General features: G+C 62.3%; 22 protein-coding genes and 1 pseudogene. 7 read left to right on the top strand and 16 right to left on the bottom strand.

The window, feature by feature from the left end; translation table 11 throughout:
* The first annotated feature begins 71 nt into the window (after nucleotides 1–71).
* Nucleotides 72–464 carry a GFA family protein gene (locus HNQ60_RS25740; protein ID WP_184335672.1) on the top strand — a complete coding sequence of 131 codons (393 nt, stop codon included), beginning with the start codon at nucleotides 72–74 and terminating at the stop codon, nucleotides 462–464.
* A 24-nt stretch (nucleotides 465–488) separates the two neighbouring features.
* Here HNQ60_RS25740 and HNQ60_RS25735 read toward each other — a convergent pair whose 3' ends face one another.
* Nucleotides 489–1,061, bottom strand: coding sequence for a porin family protein (locus HNQ60_RS25735; RefSeq protein ID WP_184335671.1), 573 nt, complete (start codon nucleotides 1,059–1,061; stop codon nucleotides 489–491).
* Nucleotides 1,062–1,272: 211 nt separating this feature from the next.
* On the opposite strand from HNQ60_RS25735, the gene HNQ60_RS25730 reads away from it, so the two are divergent.
* The gene (locus HNQ60_RS25730; RefSeq protein WP_184335670.1) at nucleotides 1,273–2,499 is read left to right on the top strand and encodes a hypothetical protein; all 1,227 of its coding nucleotides are present in this window, start codon (nucleotides 1,273–1,275) and stop codon (nucleotides 2,497–2,499) included.
* A 52-nt stretch (nucleotides 2,500–2,551) separates the two neighbouring features.
* On the opposite strand, the gene HNQ60_RS25725 is transcribed toward HNQ60_RS25730, so the two are convergent.
* The 3 genes from HNQ60_RS25725 to HNQ60_RS25715 form a co-directional block, all read right to left on the bottom strand.
* On the bottom strand, nucleotides 2,552–3,121 hold the full coding sequence (locus HNQ60_RS25725) for a hypothetical protein (protein ID WP_184335669.1): 570 nt from the start codon (nucleotides 3,119–3,121) through the stop codon (nucleotides 2,552–2,554).
* Nucleotides 3,122–3,364: 243 nt separating this feature from the next.
* On the bottom strand, nucleotides 3,365–3,964 hold the full coding sequence (locus tag HNQ60_RS25720) for a hypothetical protein (RefSeq protein ID WP_184335668.1): 600 nt from the start codon (nucleotides 3,962–3,964) through the stop codon (nucleotides 3,365–3,367).
* 135 nt (nucleotides 3,965–4,099) lie between these two features.
* The gene (locus tag HNQ60_RS25715) at nucleotides 4,100–5,599 is read right to left on the bottom strand and encodes an ATP-binding cassette domain-containing protein (protein ID WP_184335667.1); all 1,500 of its coding nucleotides are present in this window, start codon (nucleotides 5,597–5,599) and stop codon (nucleotides 4,100–4,102) included.
* Between the two features lie 232 nt (nucleotides 5,600–5,831).
* On the opposite strand from HNQ60_RS25715, the gene HNQ60_RS25710 reads away from it, so the two are divergent.
* Nucleotides 5,832–6,572 (top strand): NADPH-dependent F420 reductase, encoded by a 741-nt coding sequence (locus HNQ60_RS25710; RefSeq protein WP_184335666.1) that lies wholly within the window; start codon nucleotides 5,832–5,834, stop codon nucleotides 6,570–6,572.
* A 24-nt stretch (nucleotides 6,573–6,596) separates the two neighbouring features.
* Here the strand turns inward: HNQ60_RS25710 and tam are convergent.
* Both tam and HNQ60_RS25700 read right to left on the bottom strand, forming a co-directional pair.
* A pseudogene (tam, locus tag HNQ60_RS28415) lies at nucleotides 6,597–7,358 on the bottom strand (trans-aconitate 2-methyltransferase).
* 25 nt (nucleotides 7,359–7,383) lie between these two features.
* The gene (locus tag HNQ60_RS25700; RefSeq protein WP_184335665.1) at nucleotides 7,384–7,674 is read right to left on the bottom strand and encodes a hypothetical protein; all 291 of its coding nucleotides are present in this window, start codon (nucleotides 7,672–7,674) and stop codon (nucleotides 7,384–7,386) included.
* Nucleotides 7,675–8,013: 339 nt separating this feature from the next.
* Here HNQ60_RS25700 and HNQ60_RS25695 point away from each other — a divergent pair, with 339 nt between their 5' ends.
* Both HNQ60_RS25695 and HNQ60_RS25690 read left to right on the top strand, forming a co-directional pair.
* The gene (locus HNQ60_RS25695) at nucleotides 8,014–9,225 is read left to right on the top strand and encodes a hypothetical protein (protein ID WP_221304464.1); all 1,212 of its coding nucleotides are present in this window, start codon (nucleotides 8,014–8,016) and stop codon (nucleotides 9,223–9,225) included.
* 88 nt (nucleotides 9,226–9,313) lie between these two features.
* Nucleotides 9,314–10,042 carry a hypothetical protein gene (locus HNQ60_RS25690; protein ID WP_184335664.1) on the top strand — a complete coding sequence of 243 codons (729 nt, stop codon included), beginning with the start codon at nucleotides 9,314–9,316 and terminating at the stop codon, nucleotides 10,040–10,042.
* A gap of 58 nt (nucleotides 10,043–10,100) precedes the next feature.
* Here HNQ60_RS25690 and HNQ60_RS27305 read toward each other — a convergent pair whose 3' ends face one another.
* The 5 genes from HNQ60_RS27305 to HNQ60_RS25665 form a co-directional block, all read right to left on the bottom strand.
* Nucleotides 10,101–10,358, bottom strand: a complete 258-nt coding sequence (locus tag HNQ60_RS27305; RefSeq protein WP_221304463.1) for a VPLPA-CTERM sorting domain-containing protein — start codon at nucleotides 10,356–10,358, stop codon at nucleotides 10,101–10,103.
* Nucleotides 10,359–10,376: 18 nt separating this feature from the next.
* Complete coding sequence (locus HNQ60_RS25680; RefSeq protein ID WP_184335663.1) at nucleotides 10,377–11,570, bottom strand: hypothetical protein; 1,194 nt, start codon at nucleotides 11,568–11,570, stop codon at nucleotides 10,377–10,379.
* Nucleotides 11,571–11,684: 114 nt separating this feature from the next.
* Nucleotides 11,685–12,875, bottom strand: coding sequence for a serine hydrolase domain-containing protein (locus HNQ60_RS25675; RefSeq protein WP_184335662.1), 1,191 nt, complete (start codon nucleotides 12,873–12,875; stop codon nucleotides 11,685–11,687).
* A 110-nt stretch (nucleotides 12,876–12,985) separates the two neighbouring features.
* Nucleotides 12,986–13,813, bottom strand: a complete 828-nt coding sequence (locus HNQ60_RS25670; RefSeq protein ID WP_184335661.1) for a mechanosensitive ion channel family protein — start codon at nucleotides 13,811–13,813, stop codon at nucleotides 12,986–12,988.
* A gap of 164 nt (nucleotides 13,814–13,977) precedes the next feature.
* On the bottom strand, nucleotides 13,978–15,600 hold the full coding sequence (locus HNQ60_RS25665) for an alkaline phosphatase family protein (protein ID WP_184335660.1): 1,623 nt from the start codon (nucleotides 15,598–15,600) through the stop codon (nucleotides 13,978–13,980).
* A gap of 248 nt (nucleotides 15,601–15,848) precedes the next feature.
* Between HNQ60_RS25665 and HNQ60_RS25660 the strand changes: the two genes are divergently transcribed.
* Nucleotides 15,849–17,636, top strand: a complete 1,788-nt coding sequence (locus HNQ60_RS25660; RefSeq protein WP_221304462.1) for a cadherin-like beta sandwich domain-containing protein — start codon at nucleotides 15,849–15,851, stop codon at nucleotides 17,634–17,636.
* A 52-nt stretch (nucleotides 17,637–17,688) separates the two neighbouring features.
* On the opposite strand, the gene HNQ60_RS25655 is transcribed toward HNQ60_RS25660, so the two are convergent.
* The 5 genes from HNQ60_RS25655 to HNQ60_RS25635 form a co-directional block, all read right to left on the bottom strand.
* Nucleotides 17,689–19,674: an alpha/beta hydrolase gene (locus HNQ60_RS25655; protein WP_184335658.1), complete on the bottom strand. Its 1,986-nt coding sequence runs from the start codon at nucleotides 19,672–19,674 to the stop codon at nucleotides 17,689–17,691.
* Between the two features lie 81 nt (nucleotides 19,675–19,755).
* Nucleotides 19,756–20,199, bottom strand: a complete 444-nt coding sequence (locus HNQ60_RS25650) for a hypothetical protein (protein WP_184335657.1) — start codon at nucleotides 20,197–20,199, stop codon at nucleotides 19,756–19,758.
* On the bottom strand, nucleotides 20,196–20,780 hold the full coding sequence (locus HNQ60_RS25645; RefSeq protein WP_184335656.1) for a hypothetical protein: 585 nt from the start codon (nucleotides 20,778–20,780) through the stop codon (nucleotides 20,196–20,198). The genes HNQ60_RS25650 and HNQ60_RS25645 overlap by 4 nt, the downstream gene beginning before the upstream one ends.
* 95 nt (nucleotides 20,781–20,875) lie before the next feature.
* Entirely contained in the window at nucleotides 20,876–21,952 is a 1,077-nt protein-coding gene (locus HNQ60_RS25640) for an adenosine deaminase (protein ID WP_184335655.1), read from the bottom strand.
* 18 nt (nucleotides 21,953–21,970) lie between these two features.
* Nucleotides 21,971–22,702, bottom strand: a complete 732-nt coding sequence (locus HNQ60_RS25635) for a hypothetical protein (RefSeq protein WP_184335654.1) — start codon at nucleotides 22,700–22,702, stop codon at nucleotides 21,971–21,973.
* A 190-nt stretch (nucleotides 22,703–22,892) separates the two neighbouring features.
* On the opposite strand from HNQ60_RS25635, the gene HNQ60_RS25630 reads away from it, so the two are divergent.
* Nucleotides 22,893–24,371: a serine hydrolase domain-containing protein gene (locus HNQ60_RS25630; protein ID WP_281382828.1), complete on the top strand. Its 1,479-nt coding sequence runs from the start codon at nucleotides 22,893–22,895 to the stop codon at nucleotides 24,369–24,371.
* Nucleotides 24,372–24,375: the final 4 nt, after the last annotated feature.

Below are 24,375 nucleotides of genomic sequence, written 5' to 3'. Positions count from 1 at the left end.
GCCGCGAGACAGGAAGAATCAAGCGTCGATTGAACTTGTTACACGACGGTCGATATCAGAGGAGATGTAGCATGGACTCATTCACTGGCGGCTGCGTGTGCGGCAACGTCCGCGTCGTCGCGAGGGGGCGTCCCTTCCGCGTCGGCATCTGTCATTGCCTCGACTGTCGCAAACACCACGGCGCCCTGTTCCATGCGTCCGCTGTATTTCCTCAGGACGCCGTGACGATCGAAGGTGAAACTCGCGACTACGCCGGGCGATTCTTCTGCCCGCGCTGCGGCTCGCCCGTCTTTTCACGCAGCGCGGATGAAGTTGAAGTGCACCTGGGCTCGCTGGATGCACCTGATCAGCTGCAACCCACTTACGAGCTATGGACCGTTCGTCGTGAATCCTGGTTGCCGCCGTTTCCGCTGCGCAAGCACTACGAGCGCGACCGCGAAAGCACGAATCGCACCGAGGAGTGAAAGCGGCATCCGTGCCGCGAGTCGTCAGAACGTGTAAGTCAGCCCCAGCGACACCATGTCGACCCAATCATCGCCGTCGGCTTCGTCGTCGCCATCATCGTCGAATCCCAGCAGCACTGCTTCGTACTCGGCGCGCAGGGCGAGACCGCCGATGCGATACTGAGCCCCGAAGCCGAACTTGATGTCGACGTTGTCCTCGCTCACCGAGACATCGATGTCTTCGGCGCGCAACGTCCCTTCCCAGGCCGCGATTCCTCCTTTCGCAAACAGGTCGAAGGAACCGAGCGGCAGCAAACCGACAGCCTCTATCGCAAGGGCGCTGAAGTCGCCTTCGGTCTCGATACCAAAGATCTCGTCGTTTGGTTTGCCGAAGTTCGAGTAGCTCGCTTCGACGGCAACCCAGTCGATGATGCGATAGCCGGCGATCAGCTTGTACGCCGTATCGTCGCCGTTGAAATCAACCGTCGAATCGGCGTCTTCGAGCTCGAGTGACGATTGGCCGATCGCGCCGCCGATATAGAAGCCGTGCTCGACTTCGCCGGCAGCCGCCATCGAACTCATGGCAAGCAGCAATCCCGCCAGGCAGGTTTTCTTCATATTGTGTCTTCCGCTGAGATGCCGTTGTTGTTTCGTTGACCGGACATTCGGCTCCGGTCCGGGCGCGACGATCCCCGACCGCCGATTCGACGTCAAGAGAGGCGGTCACGATTTGATCCGCGACGATCGATGCTTCAGGTGCGAAGGAAACCGCGGTGGCTACAGATGGCAAGGACGGCCACTTGGCGCCGACCTGCACAGGGGATCTTTGATGCGTGCGTTCGTAGCGAGTCTCATGCTCCTTGGTCTCGCCACTGCTCACTGCGTGATCGCAGCAGACGATCCGCCGGCCGCACCGACGCAAGCACTCAGCACGGCCGCGCCGAAGATCAGCGTGTCCGGAATCAAGACGGTGACGACACAGAAGAAATGCCCGGCAGCGCGCTGCGCGAGCCTGGGCGACGAGGTCGTGATCAGCGTCTCGGGAGACCTGGGGGCTTATCTGGACCATGCGCAGAGGCAACCGAAGCAGGTCACACTGTTTCTCGATGGCGTCGACACCGGCATCGCCGCGGAAGCGAAGGACCGGGAAGGAGGGACACTGCGGTTTCGACTGGAACGCAACTCGAATCACGCGGAGAACAAGCGGGTCTGGTCGGCACTCCTGAGAGATCCCTTCTCGAATCACTATCGCGAGGTCATCGCGAGCGTTGGCGTGGCCGGAGGCGTTGCGGAGCCAGCGAAGGGATCAACCTTCACGCTGTCGGTGATCAAGTGGGAATGGTACGCATGGCTCTGGGCCGGCGTCATGATCGCCGTGGTATTCACCTTCGGGTGGCTCGTCATCAAGCGAGATCTGCTGCGCGACGCTCCGCGTCCCGCGCCATACAGTCTCGGCCGCTGCCAGATGGCGTGGTGGTTCCTGCTCATCCTCTTCGGCTACGTCTTCATCTGGCTGATCAGCGGTGATCGCGATGCCATCACCGAATCCCTGCTGGTGTTGATGGGCATCAGCGCCGGCACGGGCTTGAGCGCCGTCCTGATCAATGCGAATACGAGTGGCACTGCGGCACTCACGCAAGCCGCCAGCGATCGCCTGGCTCTGCAGGCTGCCCAACAGAACGCGTCAGCCAAGGTCGCCAGCGCTTCGGCCGCGGTTACCGCCGCACCCACGGACGCGGCCGCGCAGAAGCAACTCACGGACGCGCAATCGGAACTGGGGGTCGTCAACGCCAAACTCGCCGAGGCCAACAATCTGCTGAACGGCGTCGTTGCAGCACCTCAGACACGTGGCTTGTTGCGAGACATCCTGAGCGACTCAGCGGGCAACATGGGGCTGCATCGCTTTCAGGTCGTCGTGTGGACCGTCGTCCTCGGCATCATCTTCGCTTCGTCAGTGCTCATCGAGTTGAGCATGCCGACGTTCAGCCCCACGCTGCTGACGCTGATGGGAATCAGCGCCGGCACTTATCTGGGCTTCAAGTTCCCGGAGAAGTGAGCAGCAGAGAGGAATGGACTCCCGCTTGCGCGGGAGTGACGGAGGATGCGTGCTACCAGACGTCGTTCGGAATCACCTCGGGGCACGGTGAGCTGGACATGTCCACCATGATGGACTTCAGCAGCGTGGCGCTCTGCCTCGCCATGTCTTTCGCCTGATCGGCAGGCATGTTGGCCCAGCCGAGCGCAGCCGCGCCGCACGCGGACCAGACATGCACGTTGTCGGGGTCGCTTGCGGTGAGCTCAGCATACTTCGAACCAAGTGCCTCGTACTTCGCGGCATCTGCATTCGACTCTCCGCCACCGAAGCTGGCGGCCGCGCGCTTCAGCGTCGTCGCGGGCTGACCGCTGCCGGGCTTGAAAGCTTCGATCGTGTTGTCGTCGATGACGCGCAGTCCGTAGGTGATGCCGTTGGTGGGGTTGGTGAACTGAAACTCGTTCTGTCCCGCCGAGGTGTAGAGCGAGGTCTTGTTCGGCTCGACGATCTGCAGGCCGCCCGCGACGAACTCCACATCGATCGTGTAGGCACCGCCTTCCATGACATAGGTTCCATTCGTTCCGGCTTCGACGACCGAAGCAAACGAAAGGGCGGCAACCGCGAGACCCAGGAACACAGACTTCATCTCGAACACCTTTCAGATTGAACAGGTGTCGAGACTACCGACCTGCCTTTCAAAGCAGAACGGACCTGCCGCACAGTCCGGCACGCATGCGGCTGCACACGTGGAAACTGTGACGGCGGTTTCAGGAAGGACGCGATGCCGGCCGAGGCACTTCGTCACTCCCGCGCGGGCGGGAGTCCATCTGAACCCAAGGCATGGACTCCCGCTTTCGCGGGAGTGACGGATTTCGCCCGCTCCGGGCCCTTACTTCGACGGTCCGTCGTGCGCCTCGCATGACACGTTCTGGTGCCAGTTGACGAACGCGCCGGTCGGATTGTCCTTCCAGGCCCACACGTGGAGCGTGTAGAACGCCGGCAATCCGTAGCGATTGGGTGCTGAGTAGTAGTGGAAGATCTGGCCATTCAGCTCCGGCGCCTGGCTGTGCGTCGCATCCCACGTCGCGGCGTCCACGATGTAGTCGGCACCGATGAGCCGCGGGCGACCACTCGGCGTCGGTTCGTAGATCACGATTTCCGGCTGGTACGCGTCGATCTTCCCGTCCGCGTAGAGACCGAGATTGACGTAGTGCAGACCCATCGCGCCGGACGAGTCGCCGCTGACGCAGCCGAACATCGAGTGATAGTTGTCGCTTTCGGCGACTTCCACGTCGCGATATTTCGCGGTCACCTGCCGCACGATCTTCACGAGTTCGTTGGTCTTCTTGCGGTCATTGCTGCCGGAGTGATGCTGCGAGATCGCAGCTTCAGCGCCCACCGTATCCGCCGCCTGCGAGCTGGGTATCGCCACGAAGGCGAGTATGCCGAGAGCGGAACATGCGAGATGCATCGTCGATTTGCCGTTCATGAATCAGTTCCCTGCGTTGATGGAAGAACGACGGACAGACTATGACCCTCATCCCGGCGGGTCCCGTGCGAACTCCGGGATTGCGCCGGGATTTGGGCAGGAGGACGGACCACACCTGTCGATCGGCATATGACTTCAGTGAGGATCGCGGCCCAACAGCAGCTCCGCGGTCAACGCACACCCCTCGAGAAAGCGCTCGTCGTGAGACACGACCACCAGCGCGCCGTGGAATCGACGCACGAGTCCTTCGAGAAACTCGATGTTGACGAGATCGAGATTGTTGGTGGGTTCATCCAGCACCATCAGCTCGGGCTTTCGGGCTCCCATGAATCCGCGCGCCAGTGCAGCACGCAATCGCTCCCCGCCGCTCAACTGCCCGACTGGTTGGAACGCCGCGTCACCAGCGAACAGGAATCTAGCCAGTCCGGTGCGGATTTCGGTATCGCCGACGGATGACACGGCACGCACGTTGTCGAAAACGCTCAGGCCATCATCGAGAAGACCGCATCGCTGATCGATGTACAGCGCCGACAGATCGCCGCGACGCCACTCACCCCGTGTCTCTAAGGCTTCGCCCATCAATGCTCGCAGAAGCGTGGTTTTCCCCGACCCGTTGGGTCCGCGAAGTGCCACGCGGACATTGCCGCGCCAGGTGAAATCGAGATTCGTACCGAACAGCCAGTCGCTCAGACGGATGTTGAATCCACGAGCTTCCGCGACGAGCTTCTGTGCAGGAATGCTGCAGGCCTCGACGTCCGCGTACATCACGGGATCAATCTTGCGTTCCCGCAGGGCTGCGTGGACGTTGCTGACTGCCACTTCGGCACGTTCCAGGGTTGCTCGATCGAGGCGCCCGCTGGTCTGCTGTGCACGGCGTTTCAGACCACCGGCAATGATTCTCGGCATGCCGCCGCGCGCGGCGTTTGCAGCGCCGCGACGATTGCGCTTCTCCTGTCGTTCCTTCTGTTCGACGCGGTCCGCATGCAGGCGATCACGCTCACGCTTCGCCTGCTCGAGCGCGGCGCCGAGCCGTTCCGCTTCGCTTTCCTTCGATTCCGAATAGCCTTGCCAGCCACCGCTGAATCGCATCAATCCGCGATTCGAAAGCTCGAGGAACTCCGTGCACAGCTCGAGCAGCTCACGATCGTGGGAGATCAACAGCGTTCCGCCGGCTCGCTCCCCGAGGAACTGCCCCACCAGGCGACGACCGTCCCGGTCGAGATCGTTGGTGGGCTCATCGAGAATGAGGAAGTCCTCGTTCAACGCGCGAGCGAGGCGGACACGCATCCATTCACCGCCGCTCAGTACACGACAATCCGCACGCCGATCGACACCGGCGAGAAGCTGATCGCGCAGCAGCGACCAGTCGCCATTGCCGACCAGATACTCATCGACGCTGACCTCCGGCGGGATCTGGCGCTGCGCAAACAGTCTCACCGGAACGGTTCTGCGAATGACGCCGTGCGTCGGTTCCAGCTCAGCAGCCAGCAAGCGCGCGAGCAGGGTCTTTCCGACGCCGTTTGGACCGACGAGCGCCGTCAGTCCGGCATCGAGGGACAGACTCAATCGACTGAACAGCTCGCGACCATTCGCAAGCTCATAGGACACATCGTGGGCCACGATGAGTGCAGGCATAAGCAACCCCAGGCGCACTGCGCCCGTCAGCGGAGGGAGGGGAATCCGGAAGGAAAGTTGCTTATCGGTTCATAGATTGCCGGGCTTGCGACCGGCGAGACAAGGATAACTCAACCCGCGCCCGAGGCCGATAAGGCAATCGATGACGGGCATCGTGACTCTTCTTTTCGCCGCGCTTTCCCCGAGGCGACGATAATTCCCGCGCCCTCGACTACTTCATCGGAGTCGCGACATGAAGACGACAAGGAACGGTCTCTCCCGGCGGGCATTCAGCCGCGGCCTCGCGCTTGCGGCGGGCGGCCTGGCCCTTGGGCTCAAAAATGAACTCCTCCTCGCCCAGACAGGACGACCGATCCGCATCGGCATCATCGGTGCCGGCAATATCGGCGGCGCGATCGGCAAACTCTGGTCGCAAGCAGGTCACGAGGTCCTCTTCGCCTCCCGCAATCCCGACGAGTTGAAAGGCCTCGTGGCGGAAGCTGGCCCGAAGGCGCGAGCGGGATTGCCGAAGGACGCAGCGGAGTTCGGGCCCGTGGTCTTTCTCGCCGTCCCCTACGGCGCGATCCCGCAGATCGGCCAGGACTTCGGCTCGATCCTCAAAGGCAAGGTGGTGATCGATTGCAGCAACCCCTCACCTCGTCGTGACGGTGCGATGGCGGAGGAAGCACGCCAGAAAGGCAGCGGCGTCGCGACAGCCGAGTACATTCCAGGCGCACGCGTCACACGCGCATTCGGCACTATCAATTTCAAAGTTGCGCTCGACAACGCTCATCGAGCCGGCGACAAGATTGCGATTCCGATTGCAGGCGACGATGCGGAGGCCGTGAAGGTGACGTCCGACCTCGTGATCGACGCCGGCTTCGAACCCGTGATGGTCGGCGGCCTCGCGCGCTCGAAGGAATTCGATTTCGGCGCACCCGGATCGGGAAAGAATACGACTGCCGCGGAGCTGCGGAAGATTCTCAATCTGTGAAGCGCGACCCGGGCGACTACGCGCTCACCGCGTAGCCACCACGAACAGTCGCGGGAACGGCAGCAGTACAGTCCCGTCTTCCAGAACAGGATAGGCCGACGCAATCGCCTGCAAGTACGCAGCGAGAAAGCCCTGCTGTTCTTCTGCTGTCAGTGGTCCAAGGTACGGACGCAGCGCTGTCCCCTTGAACCACTCCACGATCGCTTGATGGCCCTGCAAAGGATGAAAGTAGGTCGTGCGCCAGATATCGACACGTGAGCAGATGGGCTTCAGCAACGCGTAGTACCAGGCAGCATCATGTCGATCCGGATGCCGCACCTGACCGATCTGTCCTGACCACGGCCCCGCCGCCGCAACCTCGCGTGCAAGACGATGCGGAGGATCCATGAGATTGTCCGGCGTTTGCACGGCAAGGCATCCGCCTTCCTACAGCTGTGAGACCAATCGCGGATAAAGCGACCGGTGATCCGAAAGCCATTGAAGGGACGCATTGGCGAGAATTACGTCCATCGGCTGTCGCGCCTGCCAATTCGCAATATCGGCTACCTCGAATGCCACATGCGGCAGCCGCTTCCGCGCCGCACTGATCATGTCATCCGAGTTATCGACGCCGATGATCTGCGCCGATCCGTAGCGCTCAGCCAGCACTTCGGTCGAGTTCCCAGGGCCGCAACCGAGATCCACCGCGGCGGTCGCCCGCTCGCGTGGAATGGCGCGCACGAGATCGCGAACCGGACGGGTACGCTCATCTTCGAAGCGGCTGTATTGCGTTGCGGACCAGGTCATAGCGGCACGCGGAAGGATCTATTCCTCACTGATCGGCGTATTTCGCGGTACTGACCTTGGAGATATCGAACTCCTTGAAGCAGGCACCGTTCGCATCCTTGGGCACGTCGTCCTGGCGCCGGCGCAGCGTGGCCTGCCATGCACCGACGGTCACGACAATCGTGCGCTTGCCCATGTTCCGGACAGACATGCAGTTGGGATTGTCGGTCTTGTAGCCGATGAGAACCATGGTGCAGGCCTCGCCTTCGCACGCGAACGCGGAGGAACCGAGGAGCATCGCAAACGCTCCGGTCGCCAGCAGGATACTGAGACGCATCTTGTTGTTTCCTTGAGTTGTGTGTTCATGGGCACCTACCCGTGCGAAATCATTGTGCGAAACGGATGGGTTTTGTGCCAGCCCCCTCGTGGCACCCAACCTGGGCACCCAACCTGGTCAGCCGATGACCACATATAGATGTATATATAGGCACGACCGGGACGCCCGGAGCCATCCACGCCCACACCCGTCGAGGTGCCGACAGTGACCGATCGTGCTGCCCGTAGTAGTCCGACCGCTTCAATCATCGCGGCTGTGGCCCTCCTCGCCTGCGTCGCATGTTCGAAGCAGACTCCCCTGGAAAAAACCGCTTCGCCCGGCCCGCGGACCCTTGATTCGTTGAGCGAAGACTACGTTCGTCTCGGCCTCGCGTGGGGCGAGCATGACGCCGCATATGTGGATGCGTACTACGGACCACCCGAATGGCGCGAACAGGCAAAGCGAGACGCTGCGCCCGCCGGACAACTGCAGCAACGGGCACAGGAGCTGGCGGGGAAGCTGTCGAATACTCCGGTGCCATCGGTCGAGATCGAGGCTCAACGACGCACGTATCTCATCAAGCAGCTCGAAGCGATGCGTACGCGAATGCAGATGCTGACGGGGACAAAGCTCCCCTTCGATGTCGAATCGCAACGCCTGTTCGATGCGCAGGCACCGACTCACGACGAAGCCTACTTCGCCGACATGCTGAAGGAACTCGATGCCGCCCTGCCCGGCGCGGGCTCGACGAGTGAGCGATACGTTGCCTATCGGGACAAGATGATCGTTCCGCCGGCAAAGCTCGATGCCGTCTTCAAGCGTGCCGTGGCTGCGTGTCGCGAGCGCACACTGGCCCACATCAAACTGCCGCCCGAAGAAACCTTCACTGTCGAGTATGTCAAGGACAAACCCTGGGGCGGCTACAACTACTACCAGGGCGGCTATCGAAGTCTCATCCAGGTGAACACGGACCTGCCGATCTACATCGATCGCGCGCTCGACCTCGCGTGTCACGAGGGATACCCGGGTCATCACGTGTATTCGACGCTGCTGGAACAGCACATGGTGCGCGAACGACAGTGGCAGGAGTTCACGATGCTGCCGCTCTTCTCACCGCAGGCATTGATCGGTGAAGGCAGCGCGAATTACGGTATCGAGCTCGCGTTTCCCGGCGATGAGCGATGGCAGTTCGAGCGCGACGAGCTCTACCCGATCGCCGGCCTGGATCCAGCGCAGGCGGAACGCTACTACCGCGTGACGCGCCTCGCAGCGAAACTCGAGTTCGCCGTCAACGAAGCCGCGCGCCAGTATCTCGATGGCAAGATCGACGCGAAGACAGCCACCTCATGGCTCGAGCGCTACGGGCTCATGTCACCGCAACGAGCGCAACAGCGCATGAGCTTCATCGACACGTATCGCGCCTACGTCATCAACTACAACCTCGGCCTCGAACTCGTACGGCAGCACATCGAGACCGTTGGCGGTGCCGACGCCGATGCGCGCTGGAAGGCGTTCGAAACTCTGATCTCGACGCCGCAGTTGCCATCTGGCCTGCATGTTCAACACCCTTAAGCCAGTCCTTTAGTGCCAGCGCCGAAGACCAATGGACTCGGCGTCGCTCCTCTGAGAAATAGTGCAACAGGATCAGAGGAGCACGCTCATGAACACAGAACTCATGGTTCTGTTGCCCATCGCCGCGCAATCGATCGCGACACTTCCCGCTGATGCCGCTGGCAAGACAGGCAGCTACACCACCGGATCAGGAGGATTTCTGGAGGTCACACGCGACCCGCCACTGCTCACCGATCCTGCCTTCGACTTCATCTGTGAAACCGCCGAGGCGATGCGGCCGCAGTCGCACTGTCCCTACGCTCCCGCACGGAATCTGACGAGCCGGAACTTCCTGCCCCCGTCGCAGATCGGCCAGTACCTGCCGCATCTGCGTTTCCACATCCACATCGACACCATCGATCATCAACCCGTCGCCGGTGGGGGTATCGACAACAATGCCGATCTGAATCAGTTCTGGCTGCACTGGGAATTCGAGAGCAATGTAGCGGAACGTGTGCGGCCGGATGTACCGGCCGGCTTCATGTTCTTCAATGAGCCGGGCGAACTGTACGATCCCCCACAACCGCGGACCTTCTGGTACGGACAGGTCGAGAACGGCTGCAGCCCCGCAGCCCATGTCGATCTGGAGATGCACAGCCGGATTGGCCGCGACGGCGGCTTCGACAACGGAGCGGTGACGCTGCACGACAGCTTCACGGGCAACGGCAACTACACCATTGTCTATACCATCTACGCAGAGGAAGAAGAGGAAGCGGCGAACTTCGTATTCCGTGGACATCTGATCGCGTATTGCACAGACGAGCTCTGGTATCCGTGATCCACGCAACCGGGCGCGATGCGCAAGCGATCTGCGCATCGCACCCAGTCATGGCCCATCAGGCAGTCCGTTTGCGTCGACGCAGTGCACCGAGACCCAGCAGTCCGCTGCCCAGCAGCCACGCCGCGGCAGGAAGCGGAACCGGCGCAACCGAGAGAGTCGCGTTCGGCGCGATTCCCGAGGTCTGGAACAGCAACTGACCTGCAGCGAGCGTTTCAGAGAAGCCGCCAATCGCGAACAGGTAATAGGCCGAGCCGAGCGTGCTGTTGATATCGGCGATGGCGTCCCCGTTCAGACTGATCGTGATGCTCTGCATCGGGCCGCCGCTGTCATGTCATTTCCTCGGCAGCTTCACGTCCGTTGCACGAATCTGCATGACCCTCGGGGCCGCGGTGCTGATGATCTGACTCAGCAGGATGCCGGGCAGTCGCGAGTGGGCCGCGCATGCGCCGTGATACGTCCCCGGGATTCCGTGGACCGTTTCCGCGACGACGAGCTTGCCGCGTTTGCGCTCGAGCCGGCCATAGGCCAGGTCTTCGAACCGGTAGACATTGCATCCGTCGTAGCGATTCGCGTCCGAGGAAATCGGCGTGGCGATCAGGTAGTAACGGCCGCCGTTCTCGACGAGTGAAGTACCGCCGAATCCCAGGTACTGCTCGTTGAGCTGCGGCCCATCGCGAGGCTCGGTCAGCCTACCGATGGCCCGCCAGGTCGCGGCGTCAGTCGGAACGCAACCCGGATACGTGCATCGGAGCAGCACGGTGTGCAGCAGCGCACGAGTACCCAGCCAGGCGCAATCGAGCGCGAGGTACAGACCATCGGGCGCCGAGAGCGCCGCAGGCTGCCCGAACATGCATGCGCCCAGCTGTGCGTCCTTCTTGTCGAGCTGAATCGCAGGTGGACCTGGGATGGGCGAGAAGGCCGGGGCATCAGCAGACTCGCCTGTCGTTCTCGCCATGTATCCGGTGAACAGTTTGATCGGCGTCGCGTTCGCCAGGTTCTCTGGCGCGTCCGCCATCTTCAGCGCGATCCAGCTGTAACTTGCGTACCTCGGAACGTCGCTTACCCAAAGCGTCTGCTGCCAGAAGAGCTTCCACCGCTGATCGCGCGGCGCGTGGCCATCGTAAACGAGCGTCGACGTGCCGTTCTGCCAGGTACCCCGGCTGCCCTCTTCGACGTAACCCTCTACCTCCGCGGTTTCCGCGAGCGGGCCCACCACCACGTCAGTGAATCGCTGGACGATCCCCGCGTCGCGCCAGGTTTCGCCGTCGTCCGATGAAGCGAGGCGCAGATTGACGCCCGATTGCGAATGCAGTGAAGCATCGAACGACGAGTAACTCATCCACAACCGGCGCGTCTCGGGATCTTCGGTGACCGACGGATCGAACACCCCACGAGCACCGACGCCCGCCAGCAGTGGTCGTGGCGAAGTCGAACTCGCGACATCGTTGGCGTGGGTCGGGACGAGGAGCGGCATCGCCAGTGCAACAACGCCGAGGGTCAGAGTTCGAACGATTTTGAAGATCACGCGATACGCATCCCGTTGGGCTCAGGCGCCTTCCGCACAAGATGTTTTCTCATCGAAGTGCCCAGCGGCGCAAGAGCGGACGTCAATTGCGACACGCATCGCATCCAGCCCCGGTCACCGACTCGCCATCACCCGCTGACGCATGAGCAGATCCATCTGCTCGATCGCCGCAAGCGACCGATCCCCGCCCCCGTTCACTGCGATCATCACACCCGCGTCCAGCGTCGGCGCCAGCCACACCAGCGAATACCACAATCCGATAGTACCGGTATGCGTCAGACCAGCAGCACCCAGCGTCGACAACGCAGACTGCGCTCCCCAGCCCAGCGCGTAGTTGCCGCCAACGCCTTCGTGCAGGACTCGATACGATTCGACACTCACGAGATTCGGCGTGCCACGCTCACCATCGATGTGCGCCAGCATGAACCTCGCGTAGTCATCGAGCGTGGTGTGCACCGAGCCCGCTGGGCCGACAGCAATGGGAATGTTCGCATCCGGGTTGGTCAGATCGACAGGACTGAATCCGCGCGACTCGCTGCGGTGTCCCAATGGCTGATCGAGTTGTCCGGCAGTGCCCGGTGCACCGAAGCCGCTGCGCACCATTCCCAACGGTGCGAACACTCGGTCGGTCAGCAACGTCTCCCACGACGCACCTCCCCGGGCCTCCAGCATGGCGCCGGCGATCATGTATCCGACGTTCGAGTAGCTGAACACACCGCGATTGACCAGAGCTCCATGGCTCAGAAGGTCTACGGCCCATGCCCGGCGCTTCTCGGTGACGGTTCCCGGCGCGCCATCCTGCGCCGGTCCAAAATTGTCGTCGCGCCTGAGACCAGAGGTGTGCGACAGGAACTGTCGCAGCGTGGCATCGCGAAAATCCGCGTGCATCTGGCTGGCCGCCTCCGGCCAGACCTGCTGCGCTGTCGTGTCCCAGTCGATGACTCCGTCCTCGACCAACACGGCGGCAAGCGTCGCAGTCATTGCCTTGGTCAGGGATCCCATGTGCCAGCGATCGCTGAGGGTCACTGGGACCGAACTCGCTGCGGAGCGCCGTCCAACGACAACGCTTTCAGCGATCTGGCCGTTGCGCACCAGCACGACCGCCATGGCGGGAACGTCCTGAGTGTCGCGCGCCCACTCCGCGAGCTCCGCGAGCCTGTTGTCGCCCACGACTCCAGCGGCGGGTGCGGGTGGCACGGGCATTGGCGGAGGTCCGCGATTGCCCTTGTCGTCACCACCGCATGAGGCAAGCCACAGCGACGCAGCCACCAACGCGACTGCCGCATTTTTCGCACTTTTAGGCATCGACAGCTCCCTGCACCCGACGCGATCGTTGTTTGAATGCGCTGAGCCAATGGACTGCGTGCCCGGGAAATTAGTTCCTCCGCCATGGATGGAAGCGGCGCCCGAAGGCCTCACGCCGCTTCGCCGATCAGGCGTACCTCGCACTGCGGGAAGGGAAAGACGACGCCGCGCTCGCGGAACAGCTCCAGGATGGCGCGATTGATCTCTCCCAACGCCGGCCCGAAGTCGGCGGACGCGACCCACGGACGAACGATGATGTCGACCGACGAGTCCGAAAGCCGGTTCACGCGGACCAGCGGAACGGGTTCGCGGATGACACGGGGGTTCACTTTCAGGATTTCGTCGATGAGGCCCAGCACCAGCCCGATGTCGGAGTCATAAGCGACACCGACAGTAATGTTGAGCTGCCGCCGCATTCCAAAGTTGTGGAGGATCTCGCCGACGATCTTGCGATTCGGGATGACCACCCGCGACTGGTCCGGATGGAGCAGCGTCGTCTGAAAGAGCGTCATGGTGTCGACGTTGCCTTCCTCCCCGACGATCTCGATGTACTCGCCGACGCGAAACGGCTTCGTGAAAATGATGGTCAGGCCCGCGAAGAGATTGCCGAGAACGCCCTGCATGGCGAGTGCGATGCCCGCACCGACGACACCGAGACCGGCGATCAGCGGCAGCAACTCGACGCCCAGATTCTGCAGCGCGATGACGACGAACAAGGCGCTGACGATTGCCCGTCCGAGTCGCGTGATGAGCGAACGCACAGGCGGTTCGATCTGGACGTGGCTCAGCGCGCGCTCCAGCCATTGCGCAGTCCAGCGGCCGATGAAGTATCCGACGATGAGAACGAGCGAGGCGGCGAGGACACGAGGTCCGAACTTCACCGCGAGATCGACAGCAGTCGTGCGGATCTGGTCCAGGGTATCGAGCGTGGTATCCATGGCAGCTCCTCGCGATTCGATGACCGAGTATGCGACCGGGGCCGCGACGCGAGGGATCGCGGTTATCCTTGTCGCGAAGTCATCTACACGAGCGATCTGCACGTGCGTGCCGCAGCGCACACGCCGGAACAATCCCGGGGGACGCGCTGTTCTTCCGAATGAAGCTATTGCTCGGCTCTGCTGAGATCGAGCGCGTGGCCGTCGATATCGCCCTCGGGAATTTCCAGACCGATCAGGCCGGCGAGCGTCGGCATGATATCCACCGACTCGACGGCGATCGGTTGCTCGAATCCCCGGATGCCCGGCCACCAGAAGAGGATCGGCACTCTTCGATCATAGCCCCATGGAGTTGCGTGACCCGCGATGTAGTCCCTGCCGGTCTTCGTCGGCGGCGGAAGCGGTGTCACGAAAGGCTTCGTCAGCACGACGAGCGAGCCCGAGCGTTCCGGATCAAAACTCGCCCTGGCGCGCTGCTGCAGCGTCCACTCATCGACCAGCCCCGTGGGCGCGGGAATCTTGTTCAGCTCCTCCCAACTCATGACCAGCTCGACGCTGTCGCTTGCTTCGTAGCGCTGACGTGCAATCGCGATCGCCCGGGCACGCAGGTTCTTCGGAATGGCGTCGGAGAAGTAAATATCCGGTGTGAAAAAGTTGCCCAGAATCGCCGGACCCTTGAGCCGCAGTTTCTCCGCGACGTACTTGCTCATCTGTGCCGGATACAATTCGAGCTCGAGACGCTTCGCCTGACCCGCGCCCTGCTGCTTGTTTCTCTCGGGAACATCGACGCCCCCGTGATCCGCCGTCAGTGCGATCACGTAGGGAACACCGACGTGATCCAGCCGGTCGACGAGGCGGCCGATCAAAGCGTCGAGGCGCATCTGCTGCGTGCACATCTCGATGCCGCCGGCACCGTATCGGTGGCCGACGTAGTCAGTCGCCGAGAAACCGATCGCCAGCAGATCGGTCTGCTCACCCCGACCCAGCTCCTCCTCGTCCAGCACCAGCAACGCCGCATCGAGCACAGCCGCGTCGAAAGCGGACGATGCGCGCCACGCGCTGTAATTCTCTTCCGATGTTTCAACGCCGATCTGAACACCCGATTCGAACGTCACTGCATTGGCTCTCGAACGACACGCGGCATGCATGTCGACCGGCACATCCGTGCGCATCGACTTCTCAGCGGCTGCGTTGACCGCGTCGATCCCTTTCGGAAGCCGGGCGTTCGCGTAGGTTTCGAATTTCTTTCCGTTCCACCAGAGCGTCATCGTGTCCGTGTCGTGGCCGGCCAGCATCGTCGCCGCCCGATCCTTGCCGGCGACGGCGGCAATCTTCGCCTTGGAGTTGGCCGCGTGCATGCGGTCGCCGAGCGTGGACACCTTCAGATACTTCGGCGTCACCGCTTGTGTCGCGGGATCCTTCGCGCAGTACACCTCGTGCGTCGTCTGCCCGTTCGCCTCGTACGCCTGCTTCGGTGTCTGCCACTCGTTCGCGATGATCCCTGTCCGCGCAGGACGTGCGCCGGTCAGAATCGTCGAGTGACCCGGGCATGTTTCGGTCGCCGCATGACTCTGATGCCCGCGAGGGAAGACGACGCCCGTCGCAAGCTGCTTCAAGCCTTCCTTGTAAAGCGGACGATACTCATTGAAGAGATCCGCGGAGTACTGATCGACGACGACCATGACGATCAGCTTTGGCCGGGGAGCTTCCGTGGGCGTTGCCGATTGCGCAATCGCCGTTGCAAGCGTCAGGGCGAGACCGAACAGTGAGCGATTGCCAGAAGTTTTCATTCGCCTACGACACCGTTGCGCGATGATTGAATTGTGCCAGATGAGTATGCATGCCGATGCGGGCATGAGGGTTTCCGCGCGGCGCGGTATCCGGGTGTTCGGGGTTTGTGACCGGCTCCCGCAGCTCGAAGCGCCCAACCCGCATCGCGCTGCTAAGCTACGACCGCTCACAGCGAGGCGGAGTCTCGCTCATGTCACATAATTAAGAGAAGCAGAAATGACAACCTCGTTGCGGTTCCCAGGGAATATTGAGCTGTGTTCGGCCGGGCGTGCTCCTGGCCATCTGGGCCTTGAGCTTCGTACTGGCGGGATGCGGTGGAAGCGGAGGCAGCAGCGAGACGCCAGAGCCAACCAGCCCGGCACCCCCTCCGCCGCCAGCGCCGCCGCCCGAGACACCGCCTCCGGAGCCACCCCCGGCGGCCGCCGACACGAATCTCAGCAGCCTCGGGTTGTCGATCGGTGAGCTCGATCAGCAGTTCCAGCCCGGTGTAACGAACTACACCGCGAAGGTTCGCTATCTCGACAATGCCGTGCGCATTCACGCACAGGCCTCCGACCCTGATGCTGTGGTTCGCGTCAACGGCAAAGCAGTGACTTCGGGCGCGACCGAACGCATCTCGCTGAGCGAGGGACAGAATGAGATCGACATCGTCGTGGAGAACGATACCGAAGAGAAAAACTACTCCATCGAGCTCACGCGCGAAACGTGGACGACCTTCGAACAGTCGGCGTATGTGAAGGCATCCAACACCGGCATCGACGATGTCTTCGGCACCCAGCTAGCGCTTTCCGGAGATACGCTGGTTGTGGGCGCACCCGCGGAAGACAGCGACGCACGCGGAGTCAATCAGGACGGAACGAACAATGCAGCGAGCGGCAGTGGTGCTGCTTACGTCATCACGCGTGATTCCGCCGGCGCCTGGAGTCAGCAGGCGTATCTGAAGGCATCGAACGGCGACACCAACGACAATTTCGGCTACAGCGTGGCGATCGACGGCGATGTGATCGCAGTGGGCGCTCCATTCGAAGCCAGCAATGCGAGTGGCATAAACGGCGACCAGGCCGACAATTCCGCGACCTCCGCAGGCGCGGTCTATATCTTCGTCCGTGATTCGAATGGGCAGTGGACGCAGGAGGCGTATCTCAAGCCTTCGACCGTGGCGAGCGGGCAGTTCGGCAAGAGCATCGCGCTGAACGGAAACACGCTGGTGGTTGCAGCGCCGCAGCAGCCGATGCTGATAGGCACCGTGTATGCCTTCACCAGGGATGCCGATGGAATCTGGAGCGAGCAGGCCGTCATTTCCGCATCAGATCCCCTTGGCGATGCCGGCTTCGGTCAGACGCTGGCGCTGGAAGGGGATACGCTTGCGGTAGGAGCTCCATGGCATCCAGGAATTTCCAGCTTCAAGGGCGCTGTCTATGTCTATTCGCGCCAGGGTAGTACGTGGACCGAAGTCGTGAAGCTGAGGGGTTCGAACACGGAACCCTCGGACGAGTTTGGCAGCAGCGTCGCACTATCCGACGGCACTCTGGCCGTAGGCGCGCCCGGCGAAGACAGCGCAGCAGCAGGCAATCCGAATGACAACAGTGTGACCTGGGCCGGCGCCGTCTATCTCTTCGGTATCAATTCGGCCGGCACATGGGAGCAGACCGCTTTCATCAAGGCATCCGATCCCGGGGCGTTCGATAACTTCGGTTACGCGATCGCGCTCTGTGGCGACTGGCTGGCCGTCTCAGCCGAGAACGAGGCCGGTGGCTCGACTGCGATCGGCGGCGACGAAAGCGACAACACGAAGCCGGGCGCCGGCGCCGCCTACCTGTTCGTGCGCGATGACTCGGGCAACTGGTCCCAGGAGCTCTACGTCAAGGCTTCGAATTCGGATGCCGGGGACAGATTCGGTCGCAGCTCAGCGGCATTGTCCGACACCACGCTCGTCTTCGGCGCCCCCTTCGAAGACAGCAATGCGACGAACGTGAACGGCGATTCGAGCAACAACACCGCTTCGGCGAGCGGAGCGGTTTACGTGTTCGAGTGAGGGACTGCAACTGCAGGCATTACGGTCGTGAGCACTGCAATGCTTCCGGCCTCTACGGCGCAATCCGCTTCGCCCTGACTCGCTTGCCCTCAATCGTGCCTTCGATGAACGTCGTGGCGTTTTTCTCGACATCGTTCCAGAAGAAGGTCAGGTGCCCGATATTCCTGCCGCCCTGCCTTAGCCGCACGTCCGCGAACACATCTCCTGTCTTCGTGTACCAGCGCAGCTTGCCGCTGACGGCGAGATCCTGAGCCCACTTCACCCGGTCGAGATCGAACTCGTATCCGTAGGGTTTCTGCAGATACGTGAACTCACCGCCGCGCAAGCCGCTGCCGATGCCGTACGTCACGAGAAATCGTGCGAAGGTGTCACCCACCGTTTCGATCGCGCCCGTCGCGAGCTTCAGTTCATCGCGGCCCGCTTTGTTGCCGGCCATGGCGTTCACTGGATCGAGATCACGGACTGACTTTGCGAAGTCAGGCACCGTGCGAATCGGCCGGATCCCGTCGAGGCAGTTCGTACTGCCCGTCGAGAGCGCCTCGATGAAACGCCGCACGATACGCTGCACGCAGTGTGTCGTGTCGCCACCGTCCGGCAGATAGCCCACGTCGCTGTAGTAGTAGGCCGTAACGTGCGTGAAGTTCGGCACGATCAGATGGACGACGTTCGGAAATTGCGCCGCGGCCTGCGTCGCATCCTCCGGCGAGGTAACGGAGTCCAGATCTCCCGACAATACGAGCGTCGGCACGTCCGGAAACTTCGGGTGCGCGGGCAACGGATCGCCTTGCGGATACGCGGGCGGCGGCTTTGGCCAGTCGAGACAAGTGGCGAGCGGCGTGAAGTTCGCGTTCGCCGCAAGTGCCTCATCGATCGTGAACGGTGCAAACAGATCCGGACGCGTCCGCCGCGCATCCTCGATCGCACGATCGTATTGCCGGCGTCGTTGAGCGGGCGACGCGTTCAGATCGTAGTGCAGCGGATACTCCGCGCAGATCACGGCCTGATACTGGCCGTAGCTGAAATCCTCCGGCGAGCTCACGAACGGCGTGTTGTACTCGGCCGCAAGCCGCAGCAGCGGTAACGAGTCGCGACGATCGAACCACGCGCGCGCCGCGGCGTCGAGATCGCGGTACGTGATGGGAGAGTTGCCCAGATTCGTCATGAGCAGGAACAGCGTCGAGACATCCAACGTCACCTCGAGCGGCAACCCGTCAGCATCCGGAGCGACACCACTGATCGAATGCGTTCGCAGCTCGCGCAGCAGCCGCTCGATACGATTCGTCGATCGCCCGCGCAGCGCGCGACACGACGGCGAACGTTCGCACACCAGGTCGAGCCCGTCGCGACCCGTCGCCCAATCCGTGGGAAACCAGACATCCGGGGGACGCGCAGGATAGGCGCTGTCGAGAATGATGCTGCGCAGCCGCGTCGGATGCCATGCAGCGAACACCTGACCGACGTACGTGCCGTAGCTGTCGCCGTAGAAATCGACCACACCGATCTGCAAGGCATCGAGGACGGCAACGATGTCGTCGACCGCCAGGCGCGTGCCGTAGAGCGGAGCCTTCCTGCCCAGCTGATCACCGCACGCCTTGAGCGCTGCCGGATCGCTCGGATCGCCCGTCTGAATCCCGGGGCAATCGATGGGATCCGAAGTGCCGGTGCCGCGCTTGTCGACGATCAGGATGTCGCGGCGCTCGCGCAGCGAGCCAAAGATATTGAGGTAGGCGTCGCGAGTGCCGGTCGACGAGTATCCCGGCCCGCCCTCCTGCGGCACGATCGTACCGAGAGCGGGGCTGCGCTGATCGAAGCGCGGGTAGTACTCGAACCCGATGTTGATCGAACCTCGCACGCCGCCAGTCGGATCGAGGGCGCGCTTGATCGACCCGCAGTAGCCGTCGTAGTCCGAGTTGCAGTACTCGAGCGTCAGCGAGCCGACTGTAATCGACTCTGGCGGCGCCCCGTGCGCGGCACCCGCAAAGCCCAACAGCACGGAGCAGATCGAACCGGAAATGACCGGAAACCGTGAATACAGCATCGCTGCCTCCCCCGAGCTCCGCCGCTCGCGCCGGCATAGATGCATCAGAAGGAGGCAAGGGTCAATGCGGGGAAACTCGCCTCAGCCCGCTCCGAGACATCGCATGGAACCTGGCACCAGCGTCGCGTCTTCGGCGATCTCGAAACCGACCCCCCAGCCCCATTCGTCATCGCCATCGCTGTGCTTCAGATAGACCTCGCACTGATAGCCATGCCCCGTCCGGGCGGGACACTCCGTCGTAATGCTGTTCTGACCGGTGGTTTGCTCCGCCATGAAACCAGCGATGTAGTCGCCGACCGTCGTGTCAGACGGCAGCGTACCGATGTCTTTGCAGGAGGCGTGAGAAGACAGGGGAATCCGCAGATTGGCCAGCAACACGCGCAGGACCAGACCACGATCCGGCGGACCGGCCAGCGGCTGACGGGTCGCGACGTGAGCCGGCTCACGCTGACAGCCCACCAGCATGGCGAGCAGGAAGATCCCCAGCAGTCGATACACGGTGATTCGACGGATTCGGTGGGTCATTTCGACGAAACCGGCGCCGCGATGGACGGAAACGTGCCGAAGTACATTTCGTTCACCTGGCCGGGGTAGTGCTTCTTGAAGTCTTCGGGCGTGGCGGTCACGACCTTGTCCTTGCCGTTGCTGTAGTGCCAGATGGTGCCATCGAGGTGGATCCCCACGTGCTTCTTCGGCACGTTGGTCATCGACTTGGTCGGCAGCTTCACGAGATTCCGCCCCAGGACGAACACGAGCACAGGCTCGCCCGGAGCATCGGCGAACAAACCGACCTTGGCACACTTGGCGAACAGCTCGTGAACTTTCACACAGCCCCCAGGAATCGTCGCCACCGCCTTGTTGCTGAGCGATTTGCAGGTCACCCCCACCGCCAGCGACATCACGTGGCTCACGAAGTGGGCACAGTGATTCACTGTCTTGTCATGGAATCCGTGGGGGCAGATCGCAGTGATCTCTTTTCCCACGTAGGTATTCAGCACCTGCGCACTCAGGTTGGGTCCCGGTGCAGATTTCGACGCAGCGCCCATGATCATGCCCTCCGACCTGTCCGCCCCACTGGCCATGGCTTCGGCATCGCCGGCACTCATTATCCTCGTGCCCCCGGCCGATTCAGGTGTGCTGAAGGGCAATAGATGCCGCGCCGCCTACCCTATCTGTGCGATTCCGCCAGAAACTCGCATCCCTACCCGCGACCCTCGAGATATCGATCCAGCCCGGCCAGCTGCACCGCTGTGGCATCCGCGTCGAGAAAGGATCCGACGAAGCTGTTGCGCGCTGCAGTCGCGAGACCCTCCCTCCCGAGCAACGGCGCGACCGCGCGATAGTTGTCATTGATGTAGCCGCCGAAATAGGCGGGATCGTCCGAGTTGATGGTGGCGCACAGACCCGATCGCAGCATTCGCGGGATCGGATGTTTCGCCAGATCCTTCACGACGCAAAGCTTCAGGTTGGACAGTGGACACACCGTCAGTGTCATTGCGGTGCTGGCCAGACGAGCCACGAGCGTCTCGCTCTCCAGTGCGCGATTGCCGTGATCGATGCGATCGACTCGCAGCAGATCGAGTGCCTCCTCGACGTACTCTGGTGGCCCCTCCTCGCCCGCATGCGCGACGCGCCTGAGCCCCATGTCGGCCGCGCGAGCGAAAACACGTTCGAACTTTGAAGGCGGGTGCCCCACTTCGGAAGAATCGAGACCGACGGCTTCGATGCGATCCAGCCAGGGCTCCGCGGACGAGAGCACCGCAAAGGCGGCAGCCTCATCGAGATGACGCAGAAAGCACAGGATCAGTTTCGAACTGAGCCCCCATCGGGTCTTTGCTTCCTTGCCAGCCGCCAGCAATCCTTCGATGACCACTCGAAAAGGAACGCCGCGATCGGTGTGAGTCTGCGGGTCGAAGAAGATTTCGGTGTGTCGCACGTTGTCCTGGACCGCGCGAGCGAAGTAGGCCAACGCGAGGTCGCGAAAGTCCTCTTCGACCTGCAACACCTGCGCTCCCTGGTAGTAGATATCCAGAAAGTCCTGGAGGTTCGTGAAGGAGTACGCGTTACGCACGTCCGCCACGGACGCGAACGGGATTGGTGCCCGATTGCGCCGAGCCAGCTCGAACATCAGCTCCGGCTCGAGAGTGCCCTCGATGTGGACATGCAGCTCGGCCTTCGGCAACCCGGCGATGAAATCGTCCAGGCCTGCCCGGTCAAATGAGCTTGCCTGATCAGATGGGCCTGCCTGACCAGTTGAGTTTGAGTCGGTGGATTGCATTCGCGCTGCCTCGGGGACTCACCCGGTCGCATCGGCACTGTACGCAACCGGTATCGGAATCATGCGATCGAGGATCATGATCTTCTGCCACATCTTCTGGGACAGCGATCCCGTGAGATCTTCCACTTCATCGACCGCAGCAAGCGTCGTCGCATCATCGAAGTTCTGCACGTAGAGCGCCGCGACCTTGCTGATGATCGACAGCATTTCCGAGCAATAGTCGAGATAGCGGACGAGATCGAGCGGCGTCATCGTGCGGGTTGGCGTCGCTATCGCGTGACTCTTGATCGGAGCGGGCCGCTCCGGGTCCTTGCTGAGCTGATGCATGTCGATGATGTGCGCAAACGAACGCAGCACATGGAGCGCCCGCAGCGCGCGCTTGCGCTTGATCCGTGTCTCCCAGCCCAGCAGGAAATAGGTCGCCGCGCCGATGAGGATCAGCTCATTGACGCCCGCGTCGACGCCCTGCAGGAAATCGGACACGCTGCTGAACAGTTCCACGCGGCGATTCAGCGCCAGCATCGTGCTGGCGGCAACCACGAACATCGCGATGATGATCACGATGGAGATAGCGCGAATCCGGATGTTCGGTGTCGCCAGCCAGCGCGCCGTCACCTCCGCCTGGCGTGCTTCCGCCAGCAGCTCTTCGCAGACTTTCCGCAACCCGGAAGCCGGGAAGCGTTCGCCGATGCGGTTGTACAGCTGTTGCGCCGTATTGATGATGTTATTGGCGTCAAGCGAGCGATACATGCGGTGTCCCTTTCAACGGTCCCGGTGCCGCCTCATCCTAGCTCGCCCCCGCGGACACAGGAAGGCGAGCGGCGGATATCACCCCGACGATGCGTCGCGATAACATGCCTGACCACACCGAATGCACGGTCTGGGATCGGGCGACAAGAATGATCGACAGGGTTACGCCAATGCGTGAGGTCGATGTCTCATGGATGTGACGGCGCGTTGGCTTCGGACAGTTGCGATCTGTGCCGCTTTGGCCCTGGGCTCGGCGAGTTCCGCTGCAACCCGGCAAGGGGACAGCAATGCGTCCCCCGACCCCGCGACAAGCGCAGCGACCGCGATCGACGAGTTCATCCGCGCCGAGATGTCCCGACGCGCGCTTCCCGGCGTCGCTGTCGCAGTGACCTACGGCGGTTACGTGCTCTCGGTCGCCGGATATGGTCGGGACTCATCGAACCGCCCGGTAACGGGCAGCACGCCGTTCTACCTCGGCTCGACGAGCAAGGCCTTCACGGGCGTCGCTCTCATGCAGCTCGTCGAAGCGGGGCAGATCGAACTGGACGCTCCAGTCCAGAGGTATCTTCCTGAGTTCAAGCTGGCTGATCAGCGAGCTGGCTCAATCACCGTCCGGCACCTGCTCAATCACACCTCCGGAATGTGGGAAGTGGGAATCCGGCAGTGGTCGCTTCCGCAACCGGACTCGTTGGCGACGGCCGTTGCCCGCTTGCGCCGTGCTCGCCTGGCGACCGAGCCGGGAACGACGCACAACTACTTCAACCCGAACTACGCCACCGCGGCGCGGCTGGTGGAAGTGATCAGCGGTCGTCCCTTCGACGACTACATGCGCACGCAAGTGTTCCTGCCCCTGGGAATGACTGAAACCCGGACCGTCGACTTTGTAGATGAACGTCGGCACGGCATTGCCCGCGGACACGTCTACGCCTTCGGTCATGCATTCATAGCACCCGGCGGACCCTTCTTCATCAACGGGGCCGGCGGCATCGCGACGACGGCCACCGACATGAGCAAATGGCTCATCGCTCAAGCCAACGGCGGCCGAGCGGCCAATGGCAGCCAGCTTCTTTCTTCGCAGGCGCTTCGCGAGACCCATACGCCATCGGCCGCATCCCGCGGCTATGCCTTCGGATGGAACGTTGCGAACAATGGCCGCATCTCGCACAGCGGTGGACTGCCCACCTACAGTTCATACGTGGCGTTCTTCGAGAATGGAGACGGTGTCGTCGTCCTCTGCCCGTGCGGCGACAGCAATGCGCCGCGAGACATGGCGCTTGGCATCCTTTCATTGCGCAAGGGACTGTCGCCGCCCGCCAATTCCGCGCCTCTTCTGCCGAGGATTGATCTCGTCGCCGGACTGTTGCTGGCAGGGAACTGGGCGTTCACCGCGTGGAAACTGACGCGCACCAGGAAATGGGCAACCACGCCACGACCATGGTGGCGCATTGCGGTGGGATTCGTCTGCTATGCCGCAACCGCCATCGCCGTCCTGATCGCTCTTCCGATGCTGCTCGGCCGGGTCGTTCCGTGGTCGTGGCTTTGGCTCGCCTACTACTATCCGGTCGAGACAGGTTTGCTGCTGTCGTTGGCGCTGACATCCGTGCTCATTCTGGTAGTCCGCATCGGAAGTCTGATGAAGGCCGGCACCCGAGCAGCGCCGGCGCAATGAGTGC

The organism is Povalibacter uvarum (assembly GCF_014202975.1).
GTDB classification, from domain to species: domain Bacteria; phylum Pseudomonadota; class Gammaproteobacteria; order Steroidobacterales; family Steroidobacteraceae; genus Steroidobacter; species Steroidobacter uvarum.
Note: the sequence above shows the minus strand (reverse complement) of the source record. Positions and strands in the feature narration are given on the sequence as shown.

Coding starts and splice junctions, on each gene's coding strand:
- HNQ60_RS27305 (WP_221304463.1), bottom strand. CDS start 10,358: ATGCAGAGCATCACGATCAGTCTGAACGGGGACGCCATCGCCGATATC.
- HNQ60_RS25640 (WP_184335655.1), bottom strand. CDS start 21,952: ATGCAATCCACCGACTCAAACTCAACTGGTCAGGCAGGCCCATCTGAT.
- HNQ60_RS25720 (WP_184335668.1), bottom strand. CDS start 3,964: ATGAACGGCAAATCGACGATGCATCTCGCATGTTCCGCTCTCGGCATA.
- HNQ60_RS25740 (WP_184335672.1), top strand. CDS start 72: ATGGACTCATTCACTGGCGGCTGCGTGTGCGGCAACGTCCGCGTCGTC.
- HNQ60_RS25645 (WP_184335656.1), bottom strand. CDS start 20,780: ATGAGTGCCGGCGATGCCGAAGCCATGGCCAGTGGGGCGGACAGGTCG.
- HNQ60_RS25690 (WP_184335664.1), top strand. CDS start 9,314: ATGAACACAGAACTCATGGTTCTGTTGCCCATCGCCGCGCAATCGATC.
- HNQ60_RS25675 (WP_184335662.1), bottom strand. CDS start 12,875: ATGCCTAAAAGTGCGAAAAATGCGGCAGTCGCGTTGGTGGCTGCGTCG.
- HNQ60_RS25725 (WP_184335669.1), bottom strand. CDS start 3,121: ATGAAGTCTGTGTTCCTGGGTCTCGCGGTTGCCGCCCTTTCGTTTGCT.
- HNQ60_RS25655 (WP_184335658.1), bottom strand. CDS start 19,674: ATGCTGTATTCACGGTTTCCGGTCATTTCCGGTTCGATCTGCTCCGTG.
- HNQ60_RS25650 (WP_184335657.1), bottom strand. CDS start 20,199: ATGACCCACCGAATCCGTCGAATCACCGTGTATCGACTGCTGGGGATC.
- HNQ60_RS25715 (WP_184335667.1), bottom strand. CDS start 5,599: ATGCCTGCACTCATCGTGGCCCACGATGTGTCCTATGAGCTTGCGAAT.
- HNQ60_RS25735 (WP_184335671.1), bottom strand. CDS start 1,061: ATGAAGAAAACCTGCCTGGCGGGATTGCTGCTTGCCATGAGTTCGATG.
- HNQ60_RS25635 (WP_184335654.1), bottom strand. CDS start 22,702: ATGTATCGCTCGCTTGACGCCAATAACATCATCAATACGGCGCAACAG.
- HNQ60_RS25630 (WP_281382828.1), top strand. CDS start 22,893: ATGGATGTGACGGCGCGTTGGCTTCGGACAGTTGCGATCTGTGCCGCT.
- HNQ60_RS25670 (WP_184335661.1), bottom strand. CDS start 13,813: ATGGATACCACGCTCGATACCCTGGACCAGATCCGCACGACTGCTGTC.
- HNQ60_RS25665 (WP_184335660.1), bottom strand. CDS start 15,600: ATGAAAACTTCTGGCAATCGCTCACTGTTCGGTCTCGCCCTGACGCTT.
- HNQ60_RS25710 (WP_184335666.1), top strand. CDS start 5,832: ATGAAGACGACAAGGAACGGTCTCTCCCGGCGGGCATTCAGCCGCGGC.
- HNQ60_RS25730 (WP_184335670.1), top strand. CDS start 1,273: ATGCGTGCGTTCGTAGCGAGTCTCATGCTCCTTGGTCTCGCCACTGCT.
- HNQ60_RS25700 (WP_184335665.1), bottom strand. CDS start 7,674: ATGCGTCTCAGTATCCTGCTGGCGACCGGAGCGTTTGCGATGCTCCTC.